Annotated in this window: 19 protein-coding genes; all 19 read right to left on the bottom strand. The window is 40.7% G+C overall.

Annotated elements, in window-relative coordinates:
• Positions 1-7 precede the first annotated feature (7 nt).
• The 19 genes from Q0K03_RS02950 to Q0K03_RS02860 all read right to left on the bottom strand — a co-directional run bounded on the left by Q0K03_RS02950 (position 8) and on the right by Q0K03_RS02860 (position 17870).
• Positions 8-2152, bottom strand: coding sequence for an ATP-dependent helicase (locus tag Q0K03_RS02950; RefSeq protein WP_297237550.1), 2145 nt, complete (start codon positions 2150-2152; stop codon positions 8-10).
• Positions 2153-2258: 106 nt separating this feature from the next.
• The gene (locus tag Q0K03_RS02945) at positions 2259-2873 is read right to left on the bottom strand and encodes an ECF transporter S component (protein ID WP_297237548.1); all 615 of its coding nucleotides are present in this window, start codon (positions 2871-2873) and stop codon (positions 2259-2261) included.
• 143 nt (positions 2874-3016) lie between these two features.
• The gene (locus Q0K03_RS02940; protein ID WP_297237545.1) at positions 3017-4147 is read right to left on the bottom strand and encodes an Mbeg1-like protein; all 1131 of its coding nucleotides are present in this window, start codon (positions 4145-4147) and stop codon (positions 3017-3019) included.
• A gap of 1 nt (position 4148) precedes the next feature.
• Positions 4149-5111, bottom strand: a complete 963-nt coding sequence (locus Q0K03_RS02935) for a GNAT family N-acetyltransferase (protein ID WP_297237543.1) — start codon at positions 5109-5111, stop codon at positions 4149-4151.
• A gap of 66 nt (positions 5112-5177) precedes the next feature.
• Complete coding sequence (locus Q0K03_RS02930) at positions 5178-6914, bottom strand: ABC transporter ATP-binding protein (RefSeq protein ID WP_297237541.1); 1737 nt, start codon at positions 6912-6914, stop codon at positions 5178-5180.
• A 67-nt stretch (positions 6915-6981) separates the two neighbouring features.
• Positions 6982-9057: an elongation factor G gene (gene fusA, locus Q0K03_RS02925; protein ID WP_297237539.1), complete on the bottom strand. Its 2076-nt coding sequence runs from the start codon at positions 9055-9057 to the stop codon at positions 6982-6984.
• Positions 9058-9069: 12 nt separating this feature from the next.
• Entirely contained in the window at positions 9070-9741 is a 672-nt protein-coding gene (locus tag Q0K03_RS02920; RefSeq protein WP_297237536.1) for an ankyrin repeat domain-containing protein, read from the bottom strand.
• Positions 9742-9963: 222 nt separating this feature from the next.
• The gene (locus Q0K03_RS02915; protein WP_297237534.1) at positions 9964-10494 is read right to left on the bottom strand and encodes a TIGR00730 family Rossman fold protein; all 531 of its coding nucleotides are present in this window, start codon (positions 10492-10494) and stop codon (positions 9964-9966) included.
• A 5-nt stretch (positions 10495-10499) separates the two neighbouring features.
• The gene (gene rnr, locus Q0K03_RS02910) at positions 10500-12545 is read right to left on the bottom strand and encodes a ribonuclease R (RefSeq protein WP_297237532.1); all 2046 of its coding nucleotides are present in this window, start codon (positions 12543-12545) and stop codon (positions 10500-10502) included.
• 34 nt (positions 12546-12579) lie between these two features.
• Entirely contained in the window at positions 12580-12810 is a 231-nt protein-coding gene (secG, locus tag Q0K03_RS02905; RefSeq protein ID WP_297237530.1) for a preprotein translocase subunit SecG, read from the bottom strand.
• A 40-nt stretch (positions 12811-12850) separates the two neighbouring features.
• Positions 12851-13621 carry an HAD-IIA family hydrolase gene (locus Q0K03_RS02900; protein ID WP_297237528.1) on the bottom strand — a complete coding sequence of 257 codons (771 nt, stop codon included), beginning with the start codon at positions 13619-13621 and terminating at the stop codon, positions 12851-12853.
• Positions 13622-13644: 23 nt separating this feature from the next.
• Positions 13645-14193, bottom strand: a complete 549-nt coding sequence (gene nusG, locus Q0K03_RS02895) for a transcription termination/antitermination protein NusG (RefSeq protein WP_297237526.1) — start codon at positions 14191-14193, stop codon at positions 13645-13647.
• 16 nt (positions 14194-14209) lie between these two features.
• The gene (secE, locus tag Q0K03_RS02890; RefSeq protein WP_297237524.1) at positions 14210-14404 is read right to left on the bottom strand and encodes a preprotein translocase subunit SecE; all 195 of its coding nucleotides are present in this window, start codon (positions 14402-14404) and stop codon (positions 14210-14212) included.
• 10 nt (positions 14405-14414) lie between these two features.
• Positions 14415-14564, bottom strand: coding sequence for a 50S ribosomal protein L33 (rpmG, locus tag Q0K03_RS02885; RefSeq protein ID WP_297237522.1), 150 nt, complete (start codon positions 14562-14564; stop codon positions 14415-14417).
• 31 nt (positions 14565-14595) lie between these two features.
• Positions 14596-15207 carry a hypothetical protein gene (locus Q0K03_RS02880; protein WP_297237520.1) on the bottom strand — a complete coding sequence of 204 codons (612 nt, stop codon included), beginning with the start codon at positions 15205-15207 and terminating at the stop codon, positions 14596-14598.
• Positions 15208-15237: 30 nt separating this feature from the next.
• Positions 15238-15951, bottom strand: a complete 714-nt coding sequence (gene rlmB, locus Q0K03_RS02875) for a 23S rRNA (guanosine(2251)-2'-O)-methyltransferase RlmB (RefSeq protein ID WP_297237519.1) — start codon at positions 15949-15951, stop codon at positions 15238-15240.
• Positions 15948-16334 (bottom strand): ribonuclease III domain-containing protein, encoded by a 387-nt coding sequence (locus tag Q0K03_RS02870; RefSeq protein ID WP_297237517.1) that lies wholly within the window; start codon positions 16332-16334, stop codon positions 15948-15950. The genes rlmB and Q0K03_RS02870 overlap by 4 nt, the downstream gene beginning before the upstream one ends.
• A complete protein-coding gene (cysS, locus tag Q0K03_RS02865; RefSeq protein WP_297237515.1) occupies positions 16334-17668 on the bottom strand; it encodes a cysteine--tRNA ligase in 1335 nt (444 codons plus the stop codon). Before cysS ends, Q0K03_RS02870 begins: the two co-directional genes overlap by 1 nt.
• Positions 17669-17708: 40 nt before the next feature.
• A complete protein-coding gene (locus tag Q0K03_RS02860) occupies positions 17709-17870 on the bottom strand; it encodes a hypothetical protein (protein ID WP_297237513.1) in 162 nt (53 codons plus the stop codon).
• Between the last annotated feature and the right edge of the window lie 35 nt (positions 17871-17905).

The raw sequence follows: 17905 nt of genomic DNA, 5'->3' as shown, positions 1-17905 counted from the left end.
ATGACCTCTAGATTTTATGGATGGAAGGATGCAAGGCATTGAGTTTCTTGATGCCGTGAGGATGTTTAAAGGCGATGGTAGCAATATTATTTTCCATCTTTAAAACGATTCCTTCACCGAACACATCGTGTTGAATATGATCCTTCACTTTGAATTTTGCCTTTGATTTTTTTGAAGGAATCGATACAGATACTGTTGTTTTGGTTTCGGTAAACGTGTTTTTCTTTTGTTCGTTCAAGGTATATTCCTCTGGAATTTCCATCAAAAAACGGCTTGGTGTTTTATAAGTATCCAGCATATAGCTGTAACCTGTATTCCATGTCATATAAAGATGGCGCTTGGCTCGGGTCATTGCCACATAACAAAGCCGTCTTTCTTCCTCCAGTGCTTTTCGTCCCCCTTCATCCATGGAACGAGTGCTTGGGAAAACGCCGTCGTTAAAATTAACGATGAAGACCGTATCAAATTCAAGTCCCTTGGCAGAGTGTACCGTCATCAATGAAACACAATCTGCGGATTCTTCATTGGTTCGAGTGGTGAATAACGATACATCCTGCAGATAGGATTCCAGCGTCATTTCCGGATCTTCCTGAAGACTTTGCGCAATATCGTTTTTTAGTTCCTTCAAGTTCTCCAGACGTTCGGTCTCATTTTCTTCTTCCAGCATTTGCCGATAGCCACTTTCATCCAAAACGACTTCCAAAAAATCCTCCAGGGACAAATGTTCGCGTTTATTTCTTAGATCTTCAATCAAATCTACAAAAGATGCCGTTTTCTTCACAATGGCTCCACCCAGATCTTGCGGATCTTTTAAGGTATCATACAGATTGAGTCCCCTGTGCAGAGCTTTTTCCCGAATCGTGTCAATCGATTTTTGACCAATTCCTCTGCGCGGCTGATTGATGATTCGTAAAACCGCCAGATCCAGAGACAACTGTTTAGGATCGCTTTCCTCCGGTTTGGTACAAAGTTTCAAATAAGCCAGGGCATCTTTGATTTCCTGCCGCTCATAAAACCGGATCCCGCCATAGATACGATAAGGAATGCCGACCGTCCGTAAAACACGTTCAAAAGAACGGGAAGAAAAATTGGAACGATATAAAATGGCCATATCCTTATAATCAACTCCACTTTTATGTTCCTGAACGATTTTTTTAGAAACATACAAAGGTTCATCGTTATCGTCAATACAAGGATGAAGTACGATCTTGTCTTGTCCTGGTATCTTGGTAAACAGATCTTTCTTGATTCGATCTTCGTTGTACTTGATCACCGCATTGCTGGCGTCGAGAATCGGTTGCGTGGAACGGTAGTTTTGATCAAGGATCACACTTTTACAAGGTCTAAAATCCTTATCAAAGCGAAGAATGATATCGACACTGGCTCCGCGCCATGTATAAATGGTTTGATCTGGGTCTCCGACAACACACAAAAATGCATGCGGGCCCGTCAACAGACGAATGATAGAATACTGTACAGGATCCACATCCTGAAATTCGTCTACATGAATATAATCCAAACGGTTCTGCCACTTCAAAGCGACTTCTGTCGATTCTTTCAATAAATGAAAAGCTTCCTGGAGAAGATCATCAAAATCCATCGCCTTCATTTCTTTTCGTTTTCGCTCGTAAGCATCATAGATTTTCGCAATTTTCTCCTGTTCCTGAGTAAAAGACATTTCTAAGGCCTGTGTCGGTGAAAGACCTTCGCTTTTATAGCCGGAGATCATTCCCAGTACTTTGTTCATATTCAGTTCCTTGATGTCAAGGTCCATCGATTTGTAAACAGGGCGTAAGATCTGCTTTTGATCGTCGGTATCCAGAATTGTAAACGACTTTGGATATCCGATCTTATCGGCATCTTCCCGCAAGATTCGAACACACAATGAGTGAATGGTCGAAATTCGCACCGCCAATGCCTCTTTTCCAATTTGCGCCATGAGACGCTCTTTCATCTCGTTGGTCGCCTTATTTGTGAACGTGATCGCCATGATCCGATTGGGAAAAATTCCACAATTCTGTATCAAGTATACGATACGGGCCATCAGTACACGGGTTTTTCCACTGCCCGCCCCGGCAATGATACGAACATGAGAATTCGTAATCGTAGCGGCTTCACGTTGTTTTTCATTTAACATTTCCAGATTATCCATACAATTCACCTCGCTTATTTTATCATGGTCCCACTAAAAGAAAAAGAACCTATAAAGACGAAAAAAAACTCAATCAAATTCAGCTTTGATTGAGTTATCCATTTTTCTATTTTCTAGAGCTTAATGCTTTTGTCAGTGCGACATTGGCCACCACAGCGACAACGATTTCCGGAACCGTATTGGTCAAGATCACCGTAGCCATCGCAATCATCAGTCCAGATTGAGCCACCCCAATGGCAGAAGCATAAGGAGCTGCATAAAAGATCAGGATCAGGCCTAAAACGCCCGCTGTGTGAACCACGGTGGAAATCAATGCGGAAACAAAAGCGCTAAAGGCAATTGATTTTCCATTCTTTTTCAATCCATGATAGATCGTTCCTGCCAGCCATCCTAAAAGAAGTCTGGGTCCAATCGCAACGATCAGCGATTGAAAACCGCCGCTGAATCCACCCACTTCTACAAACGGGCTAAACGCAAAGCTTGTCACTGTGGGAGCCATCGTTGCATTGATGACTGAGGTCACACCAAAGACAAGTCCCATGAGAACGCCATATTTCGTTCCCATTGTACAGGCACAGACAATCACAGGCACATGCATCAAAGTCGCACTTAAGACACCGATTCGCAAATAGCCTAAAGGTGTTACCAGTAAAACAACTTCAATGGCAAGAAACAGCGCCAGCATGGTCAGGTTTCGAATCTGACTGGATTTTTTTGACATATAAACTTTTCCTCCTACTCTCGTTCCTAAAGATACGATGTAAATCATTAAAACGTTTGGATTCCCAATTACAGTCCATCGATCTGTATTGGCCAAAACTAAAGAAATTATAAAAAAAAGACAGGATCAAATCAACCCTGTCTCTATTTTTTCTGTGTTTTCATCCACGAATACGTTTGAGTCCCTAAAAAACTTACAATATCAAAGACAAACTTACGTTCATCTCCTGACATATTTCGCAATTCCAATACCCCTAACATCACTTTTTTTAAACTCAAATCGCTAAAACCTGAAACCGAGTCAATATCAAGACGATCCAAAATAGAAAAAATCAAGTCAATATAGTCTTTTTTCTCTTCATCGTTTTTTGATAAGAGCAAGCGATCGACCAGTTCATGTGTTTCTTTACTGACTTGAGAAAGCGTATCCACAGGCACATAGGAGTCGGTACTTATTTTCCAGTAAAAAGGATCGTGCTGAAGAAGTCCCGATTCATCCGCATCCAAGATCACTGATTTTTCCTGATGTTCCAACAAACATCCAATAATAGAATCTTTAGGCTTGTAATTTGTGATTTTGTTCCAGAGCGGATTTTCTTTTTCTTTCAAAAGAAAAGATGTAAGAAAACCAGGGGCATCAAAAGCCAGGACTTTCGTGATCACATCCGCATATTTTTTTGATTTCAAGGCAGCATACATGGCAAGATTCCCGCCTTTGGAATGCCCTGTGATATAGATCTTGGGATAGACTTTCTTCTTAACCAAGCCAAAAAAAGAACTGGTTTCAGGAACCTGATCTAAAACAAACTCCAGAAAATCTTTCGCAAGAAGATGACATGGAAGCTCTTCTTTATAGGTCATCTGCATATTTTCTTTCCATCCTAATATCGAACTGTCTGTACCCCGATAACTGATAAGGAGTGTCCCATCAGGAAGGAGAAAAGACACGGCACCAAACTGGATCTGTTTTTCCTCATCAAACACTTCCTGATAATGCATCAATTGCACATCCTGGTATCGAGGACACGATTTTAGATCACGAACCAGATTGGGAATCTTTTTTGAAAAACTGAAAACACGTTCGATTTCATCTTCATCATGATTTTCAAAGTACTTTTTGCAGGCTTCTGGCAAGCGAATAGGCTCTTGTCCGACGATTGTATTCCAATCAACATAAGAAAGTTCATTTAAAATCAGAAGATCGATCCAGTTCAAGGGACGAAAGGAAAACGGGATGTCTTTCCGTAAATGAATATAGTTTAAAATTGTTTCCATTTTATGTCCTCTTCTTTCGGTAGTCTTTAGCGAGATCCACATACTCTTGGGCATTATCCAGGATTGCCTGAATCTGTTCAGGACAGATCGAATGAACAATTTTTCCCGGATTTCCAATGACCACACTGCCCTCTGGGATCACCTTTCCTGAAGGAATGATCGTCCCTGCACCAATGATACAGTGCCGTCCAATGCAGGCATCATCCATAATGATGGCTCCCATACCAATCAAGACTTCTTCGTTTATAGTGCAGCCATGAACAATAGCGCCATGGCCAATGGTCACACGATCTGAGATCGTCAAAGGATGTCCGATTGATCCATGCAAAACGGCATTGTCCTGGATGTTGGTTTCTTTACCAATCGTAACTGGAGCACTGTCGCCTCGAATCACAGCACCAAACCAGACAGACGAATCTTGATCAATTTTGACATCTCCAGTAATCACAGAGGAATGGGCCTGATAATATGGAACCGTCTTTTTCATTAAGTCCTTGTTCATCCAAACGACACCGTGCCACTGATCGTTCTTTTGCCCACACTCTGGAAGAGAGCCCATCAATATATAATCATGCCTGGCGTGAAAATCGATACTGGCCTGATTGGAATCGGTAATGCAGGAAATCAACCATCGGTATCCTTTTTCACGACAAGCCATTTCCAGGGTCTCAAGCAAAGGATCCGCCATCTGATAATGCGGACCTTCTTTAAAGTAGATCGTAACTTCCATGCAATAGCGATAGGCTTTCTTTGAAAAAGCAGGATGAACATACGCATATCCAATCACCCTGTCTTCATGGCAGGCTACAAAGAAAGGATACTGGTTTGCGATTTCGTTGATCTGCCTTTCATAGCTTCCATAAGACATCGGTTCTAAATCAAAATTATATGGGGTCGTATTTACATAATAACGATAAATGTCATAAAGTACGGGTAAATCTTGCGGCTGGTATTCTCGAATCATACATCATTCTCCTATGCAATCATTATACTAAAAAGGACAGACCGTGTCGAAACGATCTATCCTGCATTATTCCATTCCTTCAAATTGAAGATTATAATAGCGGGCATAAGTACCGCCTTTTTTCATTAATTCATCGTGAGTGCCTCTTTCCTGTAAGCCCTCATGATTGATCACAACGATCTCGTCGGCATTTTTGATCGTTGATAAACGATGCGCAATCGTGATGCATGTACGATTTTTGCTTAACTGTTCCAATGATTTCTGAATGATACGTTCACTTTCATTGTCCAGCGCACTGGTCGCTTCATCCAAAATCAGGATCTTAGGATCTTTCAAGAATACACGGGCTATGGAGATTCGCTGCTTCTGTCCTCCAGAAAGTCTTGCTCCCCGTTCTCCCACAAAAGTATCGTATCCATCCGGTAAGGAAAGAATAAAATCATGAATATTGGCTTTTTTGGCCGCTTCAATAATTTCTTTCTGCGTGGCCTGCGGCTTTCCATAAGCTATATTTTGTCCGATCGTACCGGCAAATAAATAGACATCCTGCTGCACCAGACCAATCGCCTGACGCAGCGATTTCAATCGGATGTTTCGTACATCTTTTCCATCGACCGTGATGGAACCTTTGTGCACATCGTAAAACCGTGGAATCAAAGAACACAGGGTTGTCTTTCCCGATCCGCTAGGTCCTACCAGGGCCACTTTTTTACCTGCCGGGATCTTTAAGTCTACATGTTCAAGGACAGATTCTTCTTTATTATAAGTAAAGGAAACATCCTGAAAAGAAATATCTCCTTTTACATCGGTCAATTCAACAGCATCTTCGCTGTCTTGAATGTCGGGAACTTCTTTCATCACTTCTTCAAACCGTCTGAATCCGGAGAATCCTTTTTGAAGCATTTCAGTAAATTCAATCAAGATATCAATAGGCGCAATGAAGATATTGACATACAGCGCAAAAGTAGCCAGTGTCAAAGGACTCAGCATATTCATCGCAACAAAATATCCTCCTCCGACCAAAACCGTCAGGTACAAGAGCCCTTGGAAGAAATTGTTCATGGAATAATAGGTTCCCATGGCATGATAATTTCTTTTTTTCGAGCGAAGAAATTCATTGTTGGTATGTGCAAACTTTTCCTGTTCAATATCTTCGTTTGTAAACGACTGAACTACGCGAATCCCGGCCAGACTATCTTGTAAAGAGGCATTGACATCTCCAATCTTTTTCCGGTTATCCATAAAAGTCGCCCTCATGGATTTATTTTGAAAATAACTGAAAATCAACATGATCAAAGTGACAAGGAACAAGATCAAAGCCAACGGCCAGAAAATCAAAGACAAGATCACAAAAGAACCAACAATCTTGATTAGCGAAATAAAAAGATTTTCTGGTCCATGATGGGCAAATTCACAAATGTCAAATAAATCACTGACGACCCTGGACATCATGATCCCGGTATTGTGTTTATCGTAATAGGAAAAGGAAAGACGCTGATACTGTTCGAAGAGTTCCTGACGCATATCTCTTTCCATTTGTGCTCCCATGATGTGCCCCTGGGCCGATACGTAATAACGGCATAAAGCCCGAACAATATACATGATAAGAAGTCCCAGTGTCAGTCCCAAAAGTCCATGAAGGATCTGCATACTTTTTTGAATGAACATCGTATCCGTACAGTAATTTAAAATCAACGGAAAGGCCAGATCGATCAGGGAGATCGTCAAAGCACAAAACAAATCAAAAAAGAAAATGACCCGATAAGGTTTATAATACGATATAAAATGTCTAAATGTTTTCATCCAATCACCGTGAATCATTATAACAGATACCACGAAAAAAAGAAGCCGAACAATCGGCTTCTAAAAATTATTCGTCTTTTTTATTGGTTTGAATGATTCGGCTGGCCTGTGGTTCAGGAACTGGATCATAACGGTCCATTTCCATTGTGAATTTTCCAAGCCCCTGGGTCATACTGCGTAATTCAATAGAATAACGAGCCATTTCTGCCATTGGAACCTGTGCCTCAATGATTTGATCTCCGTCTTCAGGCGTCATTCCCATGATGGCTCCGCGTCGTTTATTCAGATCTCCAATGACAGTTCCTGTATATTCATCAGGAACGGTAACGACGATATTCATGATTGGCTCCAACAAGATTGGATGGCATTTGGTCATCGCATCTTTAAAGGCAAGACGAGCTGCCAACTTAAAGGCCATTTCGCTGGAGTCAACATCGTGGTATTTTCCATCCGTTAAGGTTGCCTTGATATTGACCATCTTATAACCGGCAAGACTGCCTTCTTCACAGCATTCTCTTAAACCATTCTCAACTGCTGGGAAATATTGTTTAGGAACGGCACCACCGAATACTTTTTCGGCGAATTCCATTTCTTCCTGATCTGGGTTTGGTGCAAAGTCCACAAAGACATGTCCAAACTGTCCATGACCGCCTGACTGTTTTTTATGACGTCCTTCTCCCGTTGCAGTCTTTGTGATCGTCTCTCGATACATCACCTTTGGATCGGATAAAGTGACTTCCGCTTTATACTTATTCTTCAGTTTATTCAAGATCACATCCAAATGCTGATCACCAATACCATAGATCACTGTTTCTTTGGTTTCTGTGTTATTGACTACCTTGAAAGTAGGATCTTCTTCCACAAGGCGAGCCAGACCGTTTGATAACTTATCTTCGTCGTTCTTTGTTTTCGGGAAAACAGCCTGCCCAAACATCGGTTGATCAAACTGGATTGGATCGGCCATCAACAGTTTTCCTTTTTCACACAGTGTATCGTTCGTCTTGGTGTTTTGAAGTTTTACCAAGGCTCCAATATCTCCGGTAAAAAGCTTACCGGCAGCTGTTTGATGTTTTCCCTTGATGATATAAATAGAACTGATTTTTTCAGGTTTTCCATTATTGGCATTCACCAGAGTCGAATCCGAATTCAAGACACCACTCAGTACTTTGAGATACGAGATACGTCCAACAAACGGATCGACGATCGTTTTAAAAACCTGAGCGGTCAATGTTTCCGATTCTGCTGTCAAAAGTTCTACTTTAACATCGTTAGGGGTAGTTGCGGTATACATACCTTTTTCCGAATACGTTGGGAAATACGTAATGATCAGATCCATCAGACGCTGGATACCAATCGACTGGGTGGCACTGCCTGAGAATACCGGACAGATCTCACCGTTACGAACACCAATACGAACACCTTTGGTCAGTTCCGCATCGGTAAATTCTTCTCCAGAGAAGAATTTTTCCATCAATTCATCATCGCCCATGGCCACAGCTTCGGCAATCTGATCTTTATACATGCTGACTTCATCCTGCATGGATTCCGGAACTGGCTGAGCCACTTCACTGTTGGCATGGGGCCCTTTGTAATACCAGGCTTTATTTTTGATGATATTAACAGAGCCTACAACTTCACCGTTTTCAACGATCGGTACTTCAAAGGGAATAATAGATTTTCCAAATTCTTCATGAAGCATGGTATACGCATCCGCGAAATTGGTATTTTCTTCATCGAGTTTGTTGATAAAAAAGATGGTTGGTTTTTTGGCTTCCAAAGCTTGTTTATAAGCCAGCTTGGTTCCTGATTCCAATACATCTTTGGCATTGCATACGATCAAGCAACTGTCACCTACCGCAAAACCGGCCTGTTTTTCACCGACAAAATCCAAATATCCCGGTGTGTCGATAAAATTGATCTTGCAGTCTTCCCATTCGATAGGAACGATGGAAGTATAGACAGAGATCCCGCGTTTGATTTCTTCTGCATCAAAGTCGATCATACTGCTTCCATCACTTGTTTTTCCAAAACGGTCCGTCGCTTTGGTGTAATATAACATTGCTTCCAGAACACTGGTCTTTCCGGCTCCGCTGTGTCCAATCACAGAAACGTTACGTACTTCAGAACTTAAATAATCACGCATATCCAGATCCTCCTACTTCAAGATCGGCTCCAACTGAGCTCGGCAATGTTCACGAACATAATCAAGAGCGACATTGCCTTGTTTATCCTGCATGTCTTTATCCGCACCGTAGGATAAAAGTTTTTCGACCAGACTTGGATATCCGCCGTAAGCCGCTCTCATCAAAGCGGTACAGCCGTTATTATCAAATAAATTCACATTGGCATTTCTTTCCAGAAGTAAAGAAATAGTATCCCGCTTAAATGCGATGCAGGCTTCCATTAAAGCGGTACGTCCCACTTCATCCTGAGCGTTGATATCAGCCCCGGCATCCAGAAGAAGCTGAACACAGCGGTCCTGCCCTAATAAGGCAGCACGCATCAATGCGGTACGTCCTCTATCATCACGAGCGTTGACATCGGCTCCGGCGTCCAATAAAGCTTTACAAATTGTTTTATTTCCTTTTTTGGCGGCTCCCATCAGAGCGGTTTTCCCTTTATTGTCAGCCAGGTTGACATCGGCTCCGTTATCAATCAATACTTGAACGACATCTTTACGATCTCGCTTGCTGGCACGCATTAAAGCGGTTCTTCCATCCCCGTTTTGATAATTGATGTCAGCACCGGCTTTGATTTGCCCGCATACCATAGGGAAATCACCATTTGCACATGCGTCCCAAAAAACCTTATTGAAATTCTGATCCATTTTAATTCCTCCTTTTATTAACTATTATGATCAGGAAACTTAAAAAACTGGAATGCACCCATCCCAGTCTTATCCTTTATGAAAGAAGTAATGATCGAAAACTTTGCTTTGAACTGTTGTCATTGTCACCACTTCCTTTACTTGGCCTGATTATATCAAAACGGATCAAAAACACAAATCAAGAGCCAAAGAAGACACATTCACGACCAACAATGACATTTATTAAGAAAAAATACTCTCTAATTCATCCATTGTTTCAATAAAATAAACATGTTTTAAATGATCTTTGGCTAAAAAACCTTCCGAAATCATCGTTAAAAGTTGTTTCCTTAAATTGTCATAATACCCATTAAGATTAAATAATACACAAGGGCCCGGAATCTGTTCCAAACGAACTAGAGAAATGATTTCCGTGATTTCTTCTAAAGTCCCCGGTCCTCCAGGCAAGGCAATAAACGCCTGAGAAAGATCGATCATCTTCTGTTTACGGCTGGACATTGTTTTGACCATGTACACTTCGTCCAAATGCTCATACAAATGCTCGATTTCCAATAAAAATTCAGGCATAACGCCAATGATCCTGCCATGATTTTCATGTACCGTCCTGGCTAAAAGGCCCATTAAACCTCGTGAACCGGCTCCATAAACTAATGTATGGCCCTTTTCACAAAGCCAACAGGCAATTTGCTGAGTCAATTTTTCATATTTTGGATCGTTCCCCGGACTGGATCCTAAATATACCGCAATATGCATATGTATTACCTCTGTTTCAAAATGAAGGAAACTTGTCCTTTCTGTTTATCTACGGATTCACAGATAACTTTGACACTCTGTCCAATCCGATAGGTTTTCTTTTCACTGTAGCTGATCAGACTGTTTGCGATCTCGTCATAATCAAAATAGTCATCCAACGAACGCAATGGGACAAGGCCCTCAACCGTATTGGGAAGTTCCACAAAAAATCCAAAAGGCATCACACTTACAATGGAGCCTTTAAAGGACTGACCAATTTTATCTTCCATATATTCTGCTTTTTTATAGTCGGAAACCTGACGCTCCACATTGACGGCATCTTTTTCCTTTGACGAAATATAGAAGGCCTGCGTTTCACATTTCTTTTCATCCAGTGATGCTCCTTTTTTTGTATGCATGAAAACATATTTACGAAGCATACGATGGACCACAAGATCCGAATAACGGCGAATCGGTGAAGTAAAATGACAATATTCTTTTAAAGATAAGCCAAAATGTCCAAGGCACTGCGCATCATAGCGTGCCTTCTGCATGGCCCTTAAAGCTGTAGAGCTCAATACAGTGAGCAATCCCTCATCCTGGATCGACTCCAGGAATTGTTGAAGATCACGGGCTTTGACATCTTCTGGATAAAAAGAAGTTTTGATTCCCAGTGAATGAGCCAACAAACTCAATTTTGAGATCTTTTGAGGATCGGGAGCTTCATGTACACGATAGATGCCCGGAATCTTATGTGAATTCAATGTATGAGCAACACAGACATTGGCCAGGATCATAGCTTCCTCGATCATTTGTTCGGCAAATCCTCTTTCCTTGCACAAAACGTCCACACACTTTCCATTATCATCCAGAATCAGATCGGCTTCCTTGGTGTTGAAATCAATCATTCCGCGATCGTGCGAGCGTCTCTGCAACAGTCTGGCACATGCTTCAAAATCAAACAGCAGTTGTCCCACAAAGTCATATTCATGATTCTTTCCCTCTAAGAATTCATTGACTTTCTTATAGGTACAACGGCAATCCGAATGAATCATAGAAGGTACGATTTCGTGCTTTATACAATTTCCGTAATGGTCGATATCCATAACACACGTCAAAGTGCATCGATCAACATGAGGGTTCAAAGAACATATGCCGTTGCTCAAGGCAAAAGGAAGCATGGGAACAACGCGGTCCGCCACATAGATACTGGTCGAACGTGCATAGGCTTCCTGATCGATAGGACTTCCTTCCTTAACATAATGAGAGACATCCGCGATATGAACATACAAACGGTATCCCGTCTCATTCTTTTCTATCGAGATGGCATCATCAAAGTCTTTGGCATCATCCCCATCGATGGTAACCGTCATAAGATCACGAAAGTCCATACGCCCTTCCATATCCTTTTCATCGACCGACACAGGCATATGGGCCGCCTGTTCCAAAACTTTATCTGAAAATTTTTGACGAACCGCATTGGCCGATAAAATCGAGGTGATATCCATTCCTTTTTCATATTCATACCCTAACAACGCTTCGATTTTGCATTGTAAAGGATCTGTATATTTCACAATGGCAACAACAGCTTTCATACGATGACCAATGGAAAAATCATCCATGTTTTTGATCTCAAAAGAAGAATGGAGATCGACATCGCTGTAGAAATGAAATTTCCCTTTTCGCAAGTAAAAAGTTCCCGTCACTTTTGTGATTCCTCGTGAATAAATGTGAATGATCTCATTGCCTTTATTTGTGCAATGAACCAAAACTTCGTCTTTGTCAAAGGCATTGCGAGCCAGCTTTTTGGGAACATAAACCTTCTGATCCGGATTGATCACGGCAAATTCCCAGCGCGAAACATCTTTGACCTTCCCGATTACGTATTCTTTTTGATCAATATAAAAATATACATTGTGGTTGTTACAAAGAATACGCTGTTCCTCCAGTTCGTTCAACGCCTGAATCAACGCTACAAAATCTTTTGAAGAATGACACTCCAGCTTCTTTTCTAATTCTTTGATTGTCCAGTTGTTTTTTTTCTCAAATAATTCCAATATCTTCTGTTTCATCTTCTCACCACCAAAAAAAAGACCTTGCGGTCTTTTAAACGATCTGTAATGCGATAACTAACGCAAAATATAGAATGCCGCAAAACAATGTGGCACGTGAAATCACCTTTTCCGGCCCACGTTCTTTTTGGACCGCAAACAGGTTCAGATCCCCGCTTCCTGTAAAGGCAGCACTCAAGCCATCGGATTTACCGCTTTGTAATAAAACCAATATAATGATGATTCCCGATAGAATCATTAAAATCACATTCAAAATATCTTCCATAGTTCCCACTCTTTCTTAACGCTTTCCATTATATCATAAACTACTCAAAAGAAAAGTCCAAACAGTCGGTCAGGTCCTCTACCACCCGATCCGGCTCAATATGAAGTCTTTGAATATCGTCTTTTGTATGAACACCCGTTTGTACAAAAACCGTTTTTACTCCGGCATTTTTTCCCAGCAGGATATCCGTTTCAAGATTATCTCCAATCAAGATGACATCTTCTTTTTTTAGATGAAAGTATTCCAGACACAGATCCAAGATCGGTGTATAAGGTTTAGAGATATCCGGGCTTTTGGCATCAATGGCATATTCAAACATTTTCACAATGCTTCCATTGCCTAACTCAAACCCCTCAGGTTTGGCTAAAATTCGATCTTTATTGGTCCCAATCAGTTTGGCCCCATTCAACAAAAATTCCAGCGCCTTGGAATAAGAGGCATAATCCGCTGTTTTATCCAGCCCGACAAAGACAAAATCCGGATCGTTCTTCGTGATAACGAAACCTTCTTCCAAGAGAGCCTCTCTCATTCCTTCCTGTCCGATGTAATAGGCTTTATCTCCCGTATAGTGTCTTCGAACATACTGACAAGAAGCCATAGCACTGTTGTAGAATAAATCTTTAGAGATATTCTGATATCCCATTCTCAGCATGTGATCAGCATTTTCCTGCCGGGTTCTCATTGAGTTGTTTGTCAAAAAGACAAAAGGAATCTGTTTGGATTGGCAATGTTCCAAGAAGATCCTGGCACTTTCAATGATCGAAGAGCCTCTATACATCGTTCCATCTAAATCAAAAATCAAAGTTTTCATAATCATTCCTAAAAAAAGAAAGTCTAGCTGACTTTCTTAAGATCCATATAAGAGATTTCGGTTGGCGTTTCGCGGCCAAATAAGATCAACAATACCGTGGCTTCCTGTTTTTCCTCGTCCATTGCCTCAACGATACCTTCGGAATTCTTGAAAGCACCATTTAAGATTTCAACTGTATCGCCAACTTCAAAATCAACCTGAACATTGATATCCTTACGACCTAAACGACGTAAAACCGAATCCACTTCTTCTTGAGAAACTGGGAATGGTTTGGCACCTTTTCCTGAAGAACCGATAAATCCAGTAACTCCTGGAGTGTTACGGACAACATACCAGGCTTCGTCAGTCATGATCATCTGTACAAGAACATATCCCGAAAATAAATTTCTTGTTTTTTCTACTGGTTTTCCGTTTTTATATTCAATTTCTTTTTCTTCGGCCACAACGATCTGGAAAAGATAATCTTCCAGCCCCATTGTAGAAATACGCCGCTCAAGATTTTCTTTAACACGATTTTCCTGGCCGGCATAAGTATTTACAACATACCATTCTTTTTTTAATTCTTCCTGCATGTTGATTCCTCCTATACTATCCTACGATTACCTGCAACAATCCACTCGCAAGCAGTTCACAGATAAAGAAATACAATCCAAACAACAAAGTAAAGACAATGACCAGTCCGCTGGATTTCATCAACGTTTTAAATCCCGGCCATTCAACTTGTTTCAATTCTTGAAATATCCCTTTAGGAGAATAAACTCGCTCTTTTTTTTCTTTTGCCATGATAACCTCACTATTTTGTTTCTTTATGTAAAGTATGTCTGCCACATTTTGGACAATACTTTTTCACTTCTAAACGCTGCGTATTTGTTTTTTTATTTTTCGTTGTAACATAATTACGGGATAAGCATTCCGTACATGTCAAAATCACTTTATCTGCCATAAAATCACACTCCACCAGCTTATTTAATTTATCACTTATCGGCCTGAGAGTCAATTCTACATAAACACCTTTTTATTTTTTTCATCGTATAATCAAAGCTTTGTGGACTGATTTTTAATAGTCTGCAAATCTCTTGACGCTTGTATCCCAACAGCTTTAACTCAAACACTTTGGACTGAATAAGATTCAATTGATCATACAAAGCTACCTGCATCTGTTCAGCCTGAATCGAGTGCATAACCAGTTGATGTGTAGAATCCATATAATTTCCGATATGTTCTCCCAGATACTGACTGGAACTGTCATGGATCAAAGAATCTAAAGAAACAGAGTAGGAATAAGGTGCTTTTTGTTTATCCATGGAACGATAAGCATCCATCAAAGTATTGAGTAAGGCTCGTTTGTAAAAAGCGGCAAAACTTTTTCGTGGGAGGTATTGATAGCGGTATAAGCATTTCAATAAAACTGTATCAGCCAGAGAATAAAAATCCGATTGATTGATCATGCATCCTTGTAAAGAAATGTTCTCAAGGGATATGATATGCAAGATCAAAGGTCTGAATAAGTCTTTTAAAGCAGAAAAAGCTTCATCATTTTTGATGAAAAACTGATAGATCCAGTAATTTATATTGAATGATTCCATATATGCTCCTTTAAAGGAGCGAAAAAGAAATTACAAAGGATGGCGGTTTTGATGAATCTGGTAAAGTAAAACAGCACACGCCACACTGGCATTCAAAGACGAAATTTTTCCTTCCATAGGCAGCTTGACCATGTAATCACACTGTTTTTTGACCAAAGAAGAAATCCCTTTTCCTTCTGAACCAATCACCAGCACAACCGGTACATCATAGATTCCCTGACGATAATCGCGGGCCTGTTCCATATCGGAACCAACGATCCAATAACCTTTTTCCTTACACGTTACCAAAGCGTTTTTCAAGTTAGTCACCGTGGAAACAGGAATCGTATAGGCGGCCCCCGTACTGGCCTTAATAGCCGTTGGCGTCAGGCCAACACTGTTGTGCTTACAAAGTATGACCCCATCCACACCCACACAATCGCAAGTTCGTAATATGGCACCTAAATTATGAGGGTCCTGAATTCCATCCAAAGCCACTAGTAATCCGGGATTTTTAGCTTGATTCAACAAGGTATCCAAATCATAGGTTGGAATATCCTGAACCTGGATACAAATCCCATTATGATGGGAATCCTGCGCCAGCTGATCCAGTTTTGGACGTGGAACAAACTGAATGTCCTTGTTTAAATTCTGGACACGCTTCACCAGTTTTTGATCTCGAATTCCTTTTTGAATGTAAATCTTTTCGATGGTTTGCGGATCTTCTTCAATGATAGAAAATACATTTTTACCATAAACGATCATAATTGATCTCCTTTTTCCAGTATGTTTTTCATACAAACAGCCAAACGATCCCGATGATCATACAGATACAGATATCCCAAAAGTGCTTCTAACGCCGTAGCCTGTAAATATATTTTTCCCGTTGCATTTTTAGCTTTGGAATGGATCGTTGCGTTTCTTCCGCGATGGAGAATAGAAAGTTCATCTTCATTAAAAAAAGATTCTTTGATCAAAGCGTCCAAAATCACAGCCTGTCCTTTGGCCGAACAGATCTTAGCACTTTTTTTCTGTAAAAGATCCGCTTTCTGATACCCCTTTTCCAAAAGATGCTCTCTGACCGCCAGAGTCATTAATGCATCTCCCATCCACGCAAGACTTGTCGCGTTTTGCGTCACGATTTCCATTAGAGAATTCCCTTTTCCTGTAAGAGAGTACGATAGGTATCTGCCGATTCAAAATCTTTTGCCTGCACGGCTTTTCTCCATTGCGAATATGTCTGTTTATCTTCCTCACTCAAAACAACCTTATTTAATGTGATTCCTAAGACTTCCATCATTTTTTCCAGAGAATGGACCAATTTGGATATCTTATCTCCATCAAAAGGTTTTGTACGCAATGCCTGATTCAGTTTTTTGATCACTTCATGAACGACAGAAATCGCATTCGGTGTATTCAAATCATCATTCATAGCGTCCACAAAACTGGATAAGCTCTCTTCATCACAATCCGGACTTTCAGTAATCCCCTGAATCTGAAGTTGAACACAAGCTTGTTTATAAGCACTTTGAATCTTAGAAAGTTCTTTCTTTGAAGATTCAATGGCTTCCTCGCTTAAATTCAGCGGTGAACGATAATGAACAGAAATCATCATCCATCGAATCGTATTTCCGCCATGGGCTTTGATCAAATCACTGGCCCACCATACATTTCCCAGAGACTTTGACATCTTTTCGTTTTGAATATTGATCATCCCATTGTGTACCCACATATTGGCTAAGCGCGTCTGAGAACACATACGGCATTGTGCCATTTCGTTTTCATGATGCGGGAATTTAAGATCCAAACCTCCTCCGTGGATATCGATCAGCGAATTCTTAAAGACATCCATGATCATGACGACACATTCCGTATGCCATCCAGGACGGCCTTTCGACCATGGAGAATCCCATTTAATACCCTGTTCCGTTTCTTTCCACAGAGTAAAATCTAAAGGATTTTCCTTTTTTTCATTTTCATCGATCCGTGCACCCACCATAAGATCTTCCATTTTCTGATGCGATAATTCACCATAGGTGTAATCACTGGACACTCTAAAATACACATCACCGCCAACCTGATAGGCTGCCCCATTATCAATCAGCTTCTGAATGAAAGCGATGATCTGATCCATTGTCTCGGTAACACGGGGAGCTACATCCGGAAGATCGGCATTTAGATCTTTTCGAACCTGATTGTATGCTTCAATATATTGATCAGTAATTTCTTTTTCACTCACATTTTTTTCAATTGCGGTTTTAATGATTTTATCATCAACATCCGTATAGTTGCTGACGAACTTTACTTCATATCCTTGCATACGCAAAGCTTTCTTTAACGTATCAAAAACCACAATGGGCCGGGCATTGCCGACATGAGGTTCGTTATAAACCGTAGGCCCACAGACATACATTGAGACCTTTCCCGATTCAATCGGTTTTAATTCTTCAATCGACTGCGTATAACTGTTATATAGTTTCATATTCATCCTCTTTCTAAAAAAACATAGACATTGTCTATGTTTACTTGTCATTCGTTTCGAGTGATAAATCACGGAACTGTTCTAAAAGATCCTGATCAATTCCCTGATCTTTCAGCAGTTGGATGTAAGCTGCATCTAAATCATCAACATCTTTGGTCAATTCATCTCGATCTTCATCAACTAACCGCTGTTTAATAGCCATGATCTCACCTCTAGTGTCTTAAGAATACCTTAAAA

This window comes from uncultured Faecalicoccus sp., assembly GCF_944327125.1.
GTDB lineage: Bacteria > Bacillota_I > Bacilli_A > Erysipelotrichales > Erysipelotrichaceae > Faecalicoccus.
This window is presented reverse-complemented; position numbering and strand designations above follow the sequence as displayed.